Below are 12,273 nucleotides of genomic sequence, written 5' to 3'. Positions count from 1 at the left end.
ATGCTGCGACACCTGTCCCCGCGTTGGCGCACAAGGCGATATGAACAGGTTCATTTCGGTGGTCCGGCCGGCATAGCTTCGCGGGGGATCGCCCATGTGACACGCTGGCTGGCGCGCACCGGGATCGTCTTTCCGGCGGCATCGCGTGCCGGCCGATAGCGCCCCCGCGCCTTTATCAAGTTGCATGTCGTATCGTCGAGCAGCTGATTTCCGGACGTCCGCGTGATGGTGCACGTCGATATTATGCCATCGACATCGATGATGAATTCTATGCCGACAGTTCCCTCGACACCAGCACGGATGAGCGAGGGCGGATAGTCATCTGGCCCGATCCATTGCGCAACAGAACCGACTCGCTGGTCGGTCGCCTGACCCATTAGGACGGCCGCCAATATTGCGATCATCTATGTTTCTCCCATGTCTGGACGAAACGTGCTCGTCTCAGCTGGAGAATGCTTTTTGCCGATGATGGTTTCGATACCAAAACGAAGTTCCTGGGTGCCAAACCTATGCGTTTAGGACGTGCAGCCGCCCGAATACTGGAATGCGCGACATGATCGACAGAGCCTGACCGATCTTGCGCGTAACGCTCGCCGGATGAGGAGAATCCTTCGTGTTGCTTTGCTGATCGCTTCGTCGGCGCACGCCGAAAAGTCTCTTGGACGGGAAACGGAAAGGGGCCCGGACCTTTCGATCCGAGCCCCATCCTCTCCTCGCGTCCTTTGGACGGTAGCAGCTTAGTCCTTGTCGCCGGTCAGGAAGGCCGGGGCGAACTCGGGCGCGGGCCCGTCATCGTTGCCGCCTTCGCGCTCGCGGCGCGGGCCGCGGTCGCCGCGACCTTCGCCACGGTTCGAGCGATCACGATCGCCGCCACCTTCGCGACGCGGACCACGGTCACCACCGCCGTCACGGCGCGGGCCGCGATCGCCGCCGCCACCGCCGTCGCGACGCGGGCCACGATCGCCGCGCGGACCACGGTCGCCGCCTTCACGCGGCTCGCGGGCGGGACGGGTGTCCTCCAGCTCGGCGCCGGTTTCCTGATCGACAACGCGCATCGACAGGCGAACCTTCCCGCGCGGATCGATCTCGAGAACCTTGACCTTCACGGCCTGACCCTCGCTGACGACGTCGGCGACCTTCTCGACGCGCTCGTTGCGCATCTCGGAGACGTGGACGAGACCGTCCTTGCCGCCCATGAAGTTCACGAACGCACCGAAATCGACGATGTTGACGACCTTGCCGTCATAGATCTTGCCGACCTCGGCCTCTTCGACCAGCCCCTTGATCCATGCGATCGCCGCATCGATCTGCGCCGGATCGGACGACGACACCTTGATGACGCCCTCGTCGTCGATGTCGACCTTGGCGCCGGTGGTCGCGACGATCTCGCGGATCACCTTGCCGCCGGTGCCGATGACTTCGCGGATCTTCGACTTGTCGATCGAGAAGGTCTCGATGCGCGGTGCGTGCGCCGACAGTTCCGAACGGGTCTGGTCGAGCGCCTTCGCCATTTCGCCCAGGATGTGCGCGCGGCCTTCGTTGGCCTGTGCCAGCGCGACCTTCATGATCTCCTCGGTGATGCCGGCGATCTTGATGTCCATCTGGAGCGACGTGATGCCCTCCGACGTGCCAGCGACCTTGAAGTCCATGTCGCCCAGATGATCCTCGTCACCCAGGATGTCGGACAGGACGGCGAAGTCCTTGCCCTCCAGGATCAGGCCCATCGCGATGCCCGACACCGGACGCTTGATCGGCACGCCGGCGTCCATGAGGGAGAGCGAACCGCCGCACACCGTCGCCATCGACGACGAGCCGTTGGACTCGGTGATGTCCGACGTGACGCGGATCGTGTACGGGAATTCCTCCTTCGTGGGGAGGACGGCGTGCAGCGCGCGCCAGGCGAGCTTGCCGTGGCCGACGTCGCGACGCGACGGCGCACCGAAGCGGCCGACTTCACCGACCGAATAGGGCGGGAAGTTGTAGTGGAGCATGAAGTGCTGGTACGACAGGCCGTTCAGGCCGTCGATCATCTGCTCCGCATCGCGGGTGCCCAGCGTCGTCGTCGCGATCGTCTGGGTCTCGCCACGGGTGAACAGCGCCGAACCGTGCGCGCGCGGCAGGAAGTGGACTTCCGCCTCGATCGGACGGACCGTCTTCGTGTCGCGGCCGTCGATGCGCTTGCCGGTCTTCAGGATGGCGCCGCGAACGATCTCGGCCTCCAGCTTCTTCACCAGCTTCAGCGTGCCGAGATATTCGGCCGGGTTCTCGTGCTTCAGGTCCTCGAACGCTTCGCGCGCCTTGGTGCGGGCGTCATTGATCGCGGTCTGGCGCTGCTGCTTGTCGGTCAGCTTGTAGGCCGCCTCCATGTCCTTGCCGATCAGCTTCTTGAGCTTCGCCTTGGCGGCGGTCGTGTCGACCTGCGGCTTCAGCTCCCACGGCTCCTTCGCGGCCTGCTCGGCCAGCTTGATGATCGCGTCGATCACCTTCTGGCTCTCGCGATGCGCGAACATCACGGCGCCGAGCATGATGTCTTCCGAAAGCTCCTTGGCTTCCGATTCGACCATCATCACCGCGTCGTGCGTGGCGGCGACCATCAGGTCCAGCTCGCCCTCGGCGACCTGCGTGTCGCTGGGGTTCAGGATGTACTCGCCGTCCTGATAACCGACGCGCGCGGCGCCGATCGGGCCCATGAACGGCACGCCCGACAGCGTCATCGCGGCCGACGCGGCGATCATCGCCAGCAGATCGGGCTCGTTCTCGCCGTCATAGCTCATCACCTGCGCGATGCAGTTGATCTCGTTGTAGAACCCTTCCGGGAACAGCGGGCGCAGCGGACGGTCGATCAGGCGGCTGACCAAAGTCTCACGCTCGGTCGCGCCGCGCTCGCGCTTGAAGAAGCCGCCCGGGATACGACCCGACGACGAGAATTTTTCCTGATAGTGGACGGTCAGCGGGAAGAAATCCTGACCCTCCTTCACCGACTTGGCGGCGGTGACGGCGCACAGCACCACGGTTTCGCCCAGCGTCGCGATCACCGCGCCGTCGGCCTGCCGGGCAACCTTGCCCGTCTCGAGCGTCAGCGTCTTGCCGCCCCACTCGATCGATACGGTCTTCTTGTCGAACATGTTCATTCCTTCACTCCGGCGGCCAGATGCCGGCCGGGGCCTTTGAGTTGAGCCATCATCGGCTCAATGGGGGCTCGACCGTATTGTCTTACCCGCCGTGCTCCCGCGAAGGCGGGAGCCCAGAGCCACAAGCGATGCGTGTTGCAACCCTGGATCCCCGCCTGCGCGGGGATGACAAAAGGGGCGACCTTTCGGCCGCCCCCATTGTCACTTGCGAAGGCCGAGCTTCGCGATCAGCGCGAGATAGCGATCGCCGTCGGTCTTGCGGAGATAGTCGAGCAGCGAGCGACGCTTGTTGACCATCATGAGCAGGCCGCGACGCGAGTGGTTGTCCTTCGCGTGGCCCTTGAAATGCTCGGTCAGGTTGCGGATGCGCTCGGTCAGGATCGCGACCTGGACTTCGGTGGAACCGGTGTCGCCTTCGGCGCGGCCATGTTCCTTGATGACTTCCTGGCGGCGTTCTGCGGTGATCGTCATGTAGCTTCCCTCGACATCATCTAAAGATTGAAACCGCGGACGACGCGGGCTTCGCTGTGCGAAACCTCGACCAGCGCCACGGGGATATCCCCGAGCAGCGCGAAATACTGGCCATCGTCCTTGGCGATCCCGGCCAGCACGCGCCCCTGTCGGAGCGCCCCTGCCTGGTCGGGGGTGAGGGATAGAGCCGGGATGTCGTCCAGCCCCGCCCTCAGCGGCAGGAGTAGGTGTTCAAGGGTGCGGCCCTTAGCGGAATCGTCCAGTTTGTCCAGCGATATCGCCCCCGCGAGCCCGAACGGCCCCGCCTTCGTCCGCCGCAACATGGTGACATGCCCGACCGTGCCGAGCGCCAGCGCGATGTCGCGCGCGAGGCTGCGGATGTAGGTGCCCTTGGAGACATGGGCGGAGAAGGTGGCTTCGTCGGCGCTGCTGTCCAGCAAGTCGAGCGCGTGAATCGTCACGTCGCGGCTGGGCAGCACGACGTCCTCGCCGGCACGGGCGAGGTCGTACGCGCGTTCGCCGTCGACCTTCAGCGCGGAATAGGCGGGCGGCACCTGCACGATGGGGCCGGTGAAGCGCGGGAGGACCGCCGCGATCGCTTCACGCGTCGGGCGCACGTCGCTGGTCGCGATCACCGCGCCCTCCAGATCGAGCGTGTCGGTCTGCGCTCCGAAGCGGATCGTGAAGTCGTAGACCTTGTCGCCGTCGAGCATCCGCCCGGCGAGCTTGGTCGCCTCCCCAACCGCGATCGGCAGCACGCCGGTCGCCAGCGGATCGAGCGTGCCGCCGTGGCCGACCTTCGCCTTGGGATAGCCGCCGGTGCGCAGCGCGCGCTTGACCGCAGAGACGCCTTGCGTCGAGCCGAGGCCGAGCGGTTTGTCGAGAATGATCCAGCCGTGCATGCCGCGCGCCATGCCGCAGCGGGCGTCCGCATGCAAAGCGGGCGTGCGCCTAGTCGGCTTTCTTCGCGCCCGGCTGGCCCTTCGGCGGCAACGCGTTGACGATGCTGGTGACGCCGCACACCCGGGTCGGCGTGCGGGCCGAGGCGACGCGGGTGAAGCGATCGATCCGGTTGCCGCTGCCCGACTGCACGACGATCAGCGCGGCGGACGAATCGTCGAAGCACGGGCCGGTGAGCGTCAGGCGATACCAGCGCAGCGTGCGGTCCTGCACATAGACGATACTGCCGTCGCCCTCCGCCTGCACGTTGCGGATGCCGCCGGTGGCGTTGTCGATCACCGTCTCCGCCCCAAGCTCGCGCGAACGCTGCGCAGCGGCAGGCGTGACCGCGATGATAACTGTGGCGGCGAGGAGAATGCGAGCTTTCATGATCCGACCTGTTGCGCCACCGCGTCTGAACCGGCGGTGAGCGGCAACGTGCCGGCCAGCGCATCGGCGAAATGACGACGGCACAGCGCGACATAGCGGTCGTTGCCGCCGATCTCGGTCTGCGCACCCTCGCGCACCGCCTGCCCGTCCGCACCAATGCGCGCGTTCATCGTCGCCTTGCGCCCGCACAGGCACACCGACTTGATCTCGACCAACGCGTCGGCAAGCGCGAGCAGCCGCGCGGAACCGGGAAACAGCGCGCCCTGAAAATCGGTGCGGAGGCCATAGGCGAGGACAGGGATGCCCATCACGTCGCACACCCGCGCCAGCTGCGCGACCTGATCGGCGGTCAGGAACTGCGCCTCGTCCACCAGCACGCAGTCGATGCCGCCGCGCGCCGTCTCAACCGCCACGCAGCGCTCGATGTCGGTGCCGGCGTCGAAGGCGGTGGCGGGGATCGACAGGCCGAGACGCGAGGTGATCGTGCGGGCGGCGAAGCGATCGTCGATCGCGGCGGTGAACAGCATCGTGCGCATGCCTCGTTCGCGATAGTTGAAATCGGCCTGGAGGAGCGTGGTCGATTTGCCGGCGTTCATGCTGGCGTAGTAGAAATAGAGCTTGGCCATCAGATCGCCTGTTCGACAGTGAGCGGACTGTCGGGTCCGGCCAATTTCGCAAGCCGCCGTTCGAAGCTGACGAATGCATCGCTGCCCCGGCCGGCGACGATGTGCAGCATGTCGGCGATGTCGGCGCCGGCGGCGAACCGCTCGATCGCCCAGAGAACGCCGTCCTCCTGCGCCACCGTCACCGTTCGCGTCGCCAGCATCAGCTGTAGCGCGGCGACGACCGCCTCTCGATCGAACCGGTAGGGCCTGCCGCCCAAGGTCCACGCCAGCTCGAGCAGGACGCCCAGCGACACGTAAACCGCCTCCGCCATCACCTGATCGGCGATCGGCGTCTGCACAGGATCGTCGCGCGTGATCCAGCGGACGAGGATGTTGGTATCGACCGCCTTCACGGGCGGATGACGTCCTCGCCCGAAGCGATGCGACGCGCGCCGGCCTTCATGTCGTCGAGCGACGCCGGCGGCCCTTCATGGCGATAGAGCGCCTGGAACGCGGCGACCGCGTCGGCCGGCGACAGCGTCTTGGCCGGGCGGCGGCGGCGGAAGGTCACGCTGTCGGCATGTTCGATCACTTCGAGATCGAGCCCGGGCTCCCAACCCAGCCGGTCGCGCGTACCCTTGGGTAGCACGACCTGCCCCTTCTCAGAAATCTTCGTGAACGCGTTCATGCCGGTAAGATGCGTCTTACCTCATTCGGCGTCAAGGTCCTGCGCGACATGGTCCGAGCGCAGCAACGTGTCGATGTGCGTGCCTTCGTCGAAGCTTTCGTCCGACAGGAACTTCAGCTTCGCGGCATATTTCATCTGCACGCGCGCGGCCACCTCGCGCTGAAGGAAAGCGGTATTGGTACGCAGCGCTTTGAGCACCGCGGCCTCGTCCTTGCCGAGCAGCGGCTTCACGAAGACGGTGGCGTGGCGCAGGTCGGGGGACATGCGCACCTCGGTCACGCTGACCATGTGCTTGGTAAGCGTGACGTCATGCACGTCGCCACGCGCCAGGATCTCGGACAGGATGTGCCGCACCTGTTCACCCACACGCAGCGTGCGGACGGATTTTTCCTGAGGTTCCTGTTTCATCCAGCGCCCTTAGCCTGCCCGCCCTCTCTCCAAAGGAGAGAGGGCGTGGAGGTCACAACGTGCGTTCGCGCAGTTCGACCTCGAACGTCTCGAGATAGTCGCCTGCCTTGATGTCGGTGAAGTTCTGCGTGAACGTGACACCGCATTCGAGCCCGGCGCGCACTTCGGCGACATCGTCCTTGAACCGGCGGAGCGAGGCGATCTCGCCGGTGTAGATGATGACGTCCGCGCGGGTGATGCGTGCCTTGAGCGCCTTGCGAATGATGCCCTCGGTGACGAGCAGGCCGGCAGCCCGGCCGGTCTTGCCCGCGGAGAACACCTCGCGGATTTCGGCGCGGCCGACGACGGTTTCGAACGCCTCCGGTCCGAGCTCGCCCGCCATGCCGGCGCGGATCTCGTCCGTCAGGTTGTAGATCACGTCGTAATATTTCAGCGCGACCTTGTGCCGCTCGGCGATCTGGCGCGCGTTCGCATTCGGACGCACGTTGAAGCCGATGACGGGCGCGCCCGATGCGGCGGCGGCGTTCACATCGCTCTCGGTGATGCCGCCGACGCCCGCGTGCAGGATGCGCGCACGGATGTCGTCGGTCGAGATCTTGTTGATCGCAGCGACGATCGCTTCGACCGTCCCCTGCGTATCCGCCTTCACGACCAGCGGATATTCGATCGCCTGCTTCGACTTCAGTGCCGAGAACATCGATTCCAGGCTGGCGGGGGCCGACGTCGTGCGCTTCTGCGTCACCACGCCCTGACGATATTCGGCGACCTCGCGGGCGCGCGCCTCGTTCTCGACGACCTGCAACTGGTCGCCCGCCGACGGCGTGCCCGAAATGCCGAGCACCTCCACCGGCATCGACGGATCGGCCGACTTGAGCTGGCGACCCTTGTCGTCGACAATCGCGCGGACCTTGCCGCTCTCGGCGCCGACGACGAACACGTCGCCGACCTTCAGCGTGCCGCGCGTGACGAGCACGGTAGCGACGGGCCCACGGCCCTTGTCCAGCTTCGCCTCGATCACGCTGCCCTCGGCCGCGCGATCGGGGTTGGCCTTCAGCTCCATCAGCTCGGCCTGGAGCTGGATCTTCTCGATCAGCTCGTCGAGGCCGGTCTTCTTGAGCGCCGACACCTCGACGTCCTGCGTCTCGCCGCCCATCGCCTCGACCTGGATGTCGTGCTCCAGCAAGCGCTCGCGCACCTTCTGAGCATTGGCGTCGGGCTTGTCGATCTTGTTGATCGCGACGATCATCGGCTTGCCGGACGCCTTGGTGTGGTTGATCGCCTCGATCGTCTGCGGCATCAGCCCGTCGTCGGCGGCGACGACCAGCACCACGATGTCGGTGACGTCGGCACCACGCGCACGCATCGCGCTGAACGCCTCATGCCCCGGCGTGTCGAGGAAGGTGATCTTCGACTTGTCCTTCAGCGTGACCTGATAGGCGCCGATATGCTGGGTGATGCCACCGGCCTCGCCACGCACGACATCGGTGCCGCGCAGCGCGTCGAGCAGCGAGGTCTTGCCGTGATCGACATGGCCCATGATCGTGACGACGGCGGGACGCGGACGCATCTCCTCCTCGGTATCGGCCGTCGTATCCAGCGCCAGATCGATGTCGCTGTCGCTGACACGCACCACGTTGTGGCCGAATTCGGTCACCAGCAGTTCGGCGGTGTCCTGATCGATCGTCTGCGTCATCGTGACGGGCGAACCCATCTTGAACAGCGCCTTGACCAGGTCCGCGCCCTTCTCGGCCATGCGGTTGGCGAGTTCCTGGACGGTGATCGCCTCCGGCACATTCACGTCGCGGACCTGCTTGACCTGTGGCTCGCGCGGGCCACCGAATCGGCGGTTTTCCTTCTCGCGCGCCCGCTTCAGCGCGGCCAGCGAGCGGGCGCGGGCGCCATCCTCGTTCAGGGCACGGTTGACGGTCAGCTTGCCGCCGCGACGCTCGTCACCCTTGCGGTCACGCTGCTGCGGACGGGCGGGCTGGGCGTTGCGCGGTGTCGCGACGCCGGACGGGAGCGAGCGCGCGGGTGCGTTGCTGCCACCGGTGGACGCGGCGGGGCTGCTGCTGCTGGCCGGCGCGGCGGCCGGAGCCGGCTCGGGCTTCGGCTGCGGCTTCGGGATCTCGGGCCGGGCGACCGGCGTGAACATGCGCGGCGCGGGACGCAGCGGATCGGCACGCAGCTCGACCGGGGCCGGGGGCGGCGGGGGTGCCGGCCGGGGCTTGGGCACGTTGATCGGCGCGATCGGCGTTGATGCGCCCGGCGCGGGCGTCAGCACCGGTGCGGCCGCCACGGGAGCGGGCGCAGGCTCAGGCGCTGCGGCCGGCGCTTCGACGGCGGCGGGTGCCGGGGCCGGTTCGGACGGTGCAGCCGGGGGGGGCGGCGGCGCGGCGGCCTCGGTTTCGGCGCGGGCGCGATCGGCGACGCGGCGCTTCTCGTCCTCGGCGGCCTGGACCTTCGCCTGCTCGTCGCGACGACGCGCGTCCTCCAGCGCGTTCATGCGCTGTTCGTCGGCCTCGCGCAGCAGCTTGGCCTGACGCTCCTGCGCCGTGAGATTGTCGACCGGCGCGGGCCGCGGGGCGGGTGCGGCGGGGGCCGGCTGCGGCGCGGGGGCAGCGGCCTCGACCGGCGCCTCTGGCGCGGGCGCATCGGTGGTCGTGCCGCCGGGGCCGATGACGCGGCGACGCTTCACCTCGACCACGACGGTGTTCGACCGCCCGTGGCTGAAGCTCTGCTTGACCTTGCCGGTCTCGACGGTGCGCTTCAGGCCCAGAGGCGCGCGCATGCCCAGCTTCGGCTTTTCGTTGTCGGTGTCGCTCATGCGGCTCGTCAAAGTCCTGTCTGTGCCGCGCCCGTTGCCGGGTCGGCCGAAATGTCGGGTGCCGATGACGCCTGCGCCGTATTAGCGCAAGCTTCAGGGGCACGATCGGGTCCGATAAAATGCAGCCAGCGGGAGAGCATGTCCTGCACCCGCTTGGCCGCGCTCGCGTCCGTTAGACCGGCGTGTACCACATTTTCGCGGCCAAGCGCCAAGGACAATATGGTACGCTCAACGGGCAAAACCAAGCCCTTCAGCCCGGAGCCTTCCCGCTCCGAGCCGACTCGCCACGCCTGCGCCAGCTTTCCCATGCCGTCCGCGCGTGCGTCAGAGGCGTGAAGCAGCAGGTGCAACTGGCCGCTACGCGCCGCCGCCTCGATGCGTTCGTTGCCGATGACGAGGTTGCCGGCCTTCGCCTCCAGCCCCAGCCGGTCGAGCGTGGCGCGTTGCAGGTGCGCGGCGATCTGCGCGGGCAGATCGTCGGGAATCGACAGGGTCGCGCCCTTGAACGCGCGGGCGAGCGCGCCGCGCAGCTTGCCCTTGGCCTGCGCCTGTTCGAGTTCGGCCCGCGTCACGCCGATCCACGCGCCGCGCCCGGGCGCCTTCGCACGGATGTCGGGCAGCACGTCGCCATCAGGCGACAGCGCGAGTCGCACCAGCCCTTCGCGGGGGCCGGCATCGCGGGTGAGGATGCAGCTACGGTCGTTCATGCGGGCACCGCCCAACCGTCATGCCGGACTTGTTCCGGCATCCACCAAGCGGCAAGATAATCGACATGAGGGAGCGACAACCCTGCGTTTACATCATGACCAACCGTTTCAACGGCACGATCTACACCGGGGTGACGTTCAATCTGATCGGCCGGGTTCGTCAGCATCGTGACGGGCACTTCGGCGGTTTCACGGGCGACAAACGAATCCATCGACTCGTTTGGTTCGAGATGACCGACACGATGGACGCAGCCGTCGCCGCCGAGAAGCGCATCAAGCGCTGGCGCCGCGAATGGAATATGAACGTCATCGAGCGAGACAATCCGCATTGGGACGATCTCGCGGTCGGACTGGGCCTCGAACCGTTGGACCCGCGGCCCGGTGGACCCCGGCACAAGGCCGGGGTGACGGGTTCGGGGTAAGCCTAGCGTATCATTGTGCCGGGTCCGCATCAGCGTCCTCCCCGGCAGATGTTTCCTCGTCCGCGGACGCCGACGCGGGTGCGTCATCCTCAAACCAGTGCGCGCGCGCGGCCATGATGATCTCGTTGCCCTGCGCGTCGGTGAGGCCATACATCGACAGGATACCGCCCTTGTCCTCCGCCCGCTGCGGGGCTGCGTTCTCGGCACGGCGGCGCGGTTCGGCGCGCTTCTTCTGGACCAGTTCGTCGGTCGCCAGATCGGCAAGGTCGTCGAGCGTCTTGATGCCCGCCTTGCCCAGCGTGACCAGCATCGCCTCGGTCAGATAAGGGATGTCCGCCAGCGCGTCCTCGACGCCCAGGCCCTTGCGCTCCTCGCGATTCGCGGCCTCGCGGCGCTCCAGCGCCTCGGCGGCGCGGCTCTGCAGCTCGCTCGCGAGATCCTCGTCGAATCCCTCGATGCCGGCGAGTTCGTCGATCTCGACATAGGCGACTTCCTCGAGCGCGGTGAAGCCCTCGGCGACCAGCAGCTGGGCGAGCGTCTCGTCGACGTCCAGCTCGTTCTGGAACATCTCGCTGTTCGCGACGAACTCGGCCTGACGCTTCTCGCTCGAATCGGTCTCGGTCAGGATGTCGATCGCCTTGCCGGTCAGCTGGCTGGCGAGACGGACGTTCTGGCCGCGACGGCCGATGGCCAGGCTCAGCTGATCGTCGGGCACCACCACCTCGATGCGATCGTCCTCCTCGTCGATCACGACGCGGGCGACGTTGGCGGGCTGCAGCGCGTTGACGACGAAGGTCGCGGTGTCGGGCGACCAGGGGATGATGTCGATCTTCTCGCCCTGCATCTCCTGCACGACGGCCTGCACGCGGCTGCCCTTCATGCCGACGCAGGCGCCGACCGGATCGATTGAGCTGTCGTGGCTGATGACGCCGATCTTGGCGCGGCTACCGGGGTCACGGGCGGCGGCCTTGATCTCGATGATGCCGTCGTAGATTTCGGGCACTTCCTGCGCGAACAGCTTCTTCATGAAGTCGGGATGCGCGCGGCTGAGCATGATCTGCGGCCCGCGGTTCTCGCGGCGCACTTCCTTGATGAGGCTGCGGACGCGGTCGCCGACGCGGACGACTTCGCGCGGGATCTGCTGGTCGCGGCGGATGACGCCCTCGGCGCGGCCCAGGTCGACGACGACATGGCCGAACTCGACGCGCTTGGCGACGCCGATAATAATCTCGCCCTGGCGATCCTTGAACTCTTCATACTGGCGCTCGCGCTCGGCGTCGCGGACCTTCTGGAAGATGATCTGCTTGGACGCCTGCGCCTGGATGCGGCCGAATTCTATCGGGGGCAGCGGATCGACGATGAAGTCGCCGACGGCGGCGTCCTTCTGGAGCTTCTGCGCGCCCTTAAGGTCGACCTGCTTGAAATAGTCGTCGACCGCCTCGACCACCTCGACCACGCGCCACAGGCGCAGGTCGCCGGTGGTGGGATCGAGCTTCGCGCGGATGTCGTTCTCGCTGCCGTAGCGGTTCTTGGCGGCCCGCTGGATCGCGTCCTCCATCGCCTCGATGACGATGGCCTTGTCGATCAGCTTCTCCTTCGCGACCGAATCGGCGATCGCGATCAGCTCGGCGCGGTTGGCGGTGATGCCGCCGCTGTTCGGGCCGGCGTTGGGGGAGGAGGCCATGCGC

Annotated in this window: 13 protein-coding genes; 1 reads left to right on the top strand and 12 read right to left on the bottom strand. The window is 66.9% G+C overall.

From position 1 onward, the window contains the following. Nucleotides 1-50 precede the first annotated feature (50 nt). From ACX40P_RS03230 to ACX40P_RS03180, 11 genes are all read right to left on the bottom strand, one after another. Nucleotides 51-404, bottom strand: coding sequence for an energy transducer TonB (locus ACX40P_RS03230; RefSeq protein ID WP_459124841.1), 354 nt, complete (start codon nt 402-404; stop codon nt 51-53). A gap of 333 nt (nt 405-737) precedes the next feature. Further along, nucleotides 738-3,125, bottom strand: coding sequence for a polyribonucleotide nucleotidyltransferase (pnp, locus tag ACX40P_RS03225; RefSeq protein WP_459124840.1), 2,388 nt, complete (start codon nt 3,123-3,125; stop codon nt 738-740). Nucleotides 3,126-3,332: 207 nt separating this feature from the next. Beyond that, the gene (gene rpsO / locus ACX40P_RS03220) at nt 3,333-3,602 is read right to left on the bottom strand and encodes a 30S ribosomal protein S15 (RefSeq protein ID WP_459124839.1); all 270 of its coding nucleotides are present in this window, start codon (nt 3,600-3,602) and stop codon (nt 3,333-3,335) included. A 20-nt stretch (nt 3,603-3,622) separates the two neighbouring features. Continuing rightward, complete coding sequence (truB, locus tag ACX40P_RS03215) at nt 3,623-4,504, bottom strand: tRNA pseudouridine(55) synthase TruB (protein WP_459124838.1); 882 nt, start codon at nt 4,502-4,504, stop codon at nt 3,623-3,625. Between the two features lie 49 nt (nt 4,505-4,553). Further along, complete coding sequence (locus ACX40P_RS03210; protein ID WP_459124837.1) at nt 4,554-4,931, bottom strand: hypothetical protein; 378 nt, start codon at nt 4,929-4,931, stop codon at nt 4,554-4,556. Next, nucleotides 4,928-5,557 (bottom strand): thymidine kinase, encoded by a 630-nt coding sequence (locus ACX40P_RS03205; protein WP_459124836.1) that lies wholly within the window; start codon nt 5,555-5,557, stop codon nt 4,928-4,930. The genes ACX40P_RS03210 and ACX40P_RS03205 overlap by 4 nt, the downstream gene beginning before the upstream one ends. After that, nucleotides 5,557-5,949, bottom strand: coding sequence for a type II toxin-antitoxin system VapC family toxin (locus tag ACX40P_RS03200; protein ID WP_459124835.1), 393 nt, complete (start codon nt 5,947-5,949; stop codon nt 5,557-5,559). Before ACX40P_RS03200 ends, ACX40P_RS03205 begins: the two co-directional genes overlap by 1 nt. After that, nucleotides 5,946-6,224, bottom strand: a complete 279-nt coding sequence (locus ACX40P_RS03195; RefSeq protein WP_459124834.1) for an AbrB/MazE/SpoVT family DNA-binding domain-containing protein — start codon at nt 6,222-6,224, stop codon at nt 5,946-5,948. Before ACX40P_RS03195 ends, ACX40P_RS03200 begins: the two co-directional genes overlap by 4 nt. 21 nt (nt 6,225-6,245) lie before the next feature. Then, nucleotides 6,246-6,632: a 30S ribosome-binding factor RbfA gene (gene rbfA / locus ACX40P_RS03190; protein WP_459124833.1), complete on the bottom strand. Its 387-nt coding sequence runs from the start codon at nt 6,630-6,632 to the stop codon at nt 6,246-6,248. Nucleotides 6,633-6,684: 52 nt separating this feature from the next. After that, nucleotides 6,685-9,456 carry a translation initiation factor IF-2 gene (infB, locus tag ACX40P_RS03185; RefSeq protein ID WP_459124832.1) on the bottom strand — a complete coding sequence of 924 codons (2,772 nt, stop codon included), beginning with the start codon at nt 9,454-9,456 and terminating at the stop codon, nt 6,685-6,687. Between the two features lie 8 nt (nt 9,457-9,464). Next, nucleotides 9,465-10,163 carry a DUF448 domain-containing protein gene (locus ACX40P_RS03180; RefSeq protein WP_459124831.1) on the bottom strand — a complete coding sequence of 233 codons (699 nt, stop codon included), beginning with the start codon at nt 10,161-10,163 and terminating at the stop codon, nt 9,465-9,467. A 20-nt stretch (nt 10,164-10,183) separates the two neighbouring features. On the opposite strand from ACX40P_RS03180, the gene ACX40P_RS03175 reads away from it, so the two are divergent. Next, on the top strand, nt 10,184-10,585 hold the full coding sequence (locus tag ACX40P_RS03175) for a GIY-YIG nuclease family protein (RefSeq protein ID WP_459124830.1): 402 nt from the start codon (nt 10,184-10,186) through the stop codon (nt 10,583-10,585). A gap of 10 nt (nt 10,586-10,595) precedes the next feature. On the opposite strand, the gene nusA is transcribed toward ACX40P_RS03175, so the two are convergent. Then, nucleotides 10,596-12,269: a transcription termination factor NusA gene (gene nusA / locus ACX40P_RS03170; RefSeq protein ID WP_459124829.1), complete on the bottom strand. Its 1,674-nt coding sequence runs from the start codon at nt 12,267-12,269 to the stop codon at nt 10,596-10,598. Nucleotides 12,270-12,273 lie beyond the last annotated feature (4 nt).

The organism is Sphingomonas sp. RS2018, from assembly GCF_054489605.1.
The sequence above is the reverse complement of the archived record's forward strand: the minus strand, read 5'-3'. Positions and strand labels throughout refer to the sequence as shown.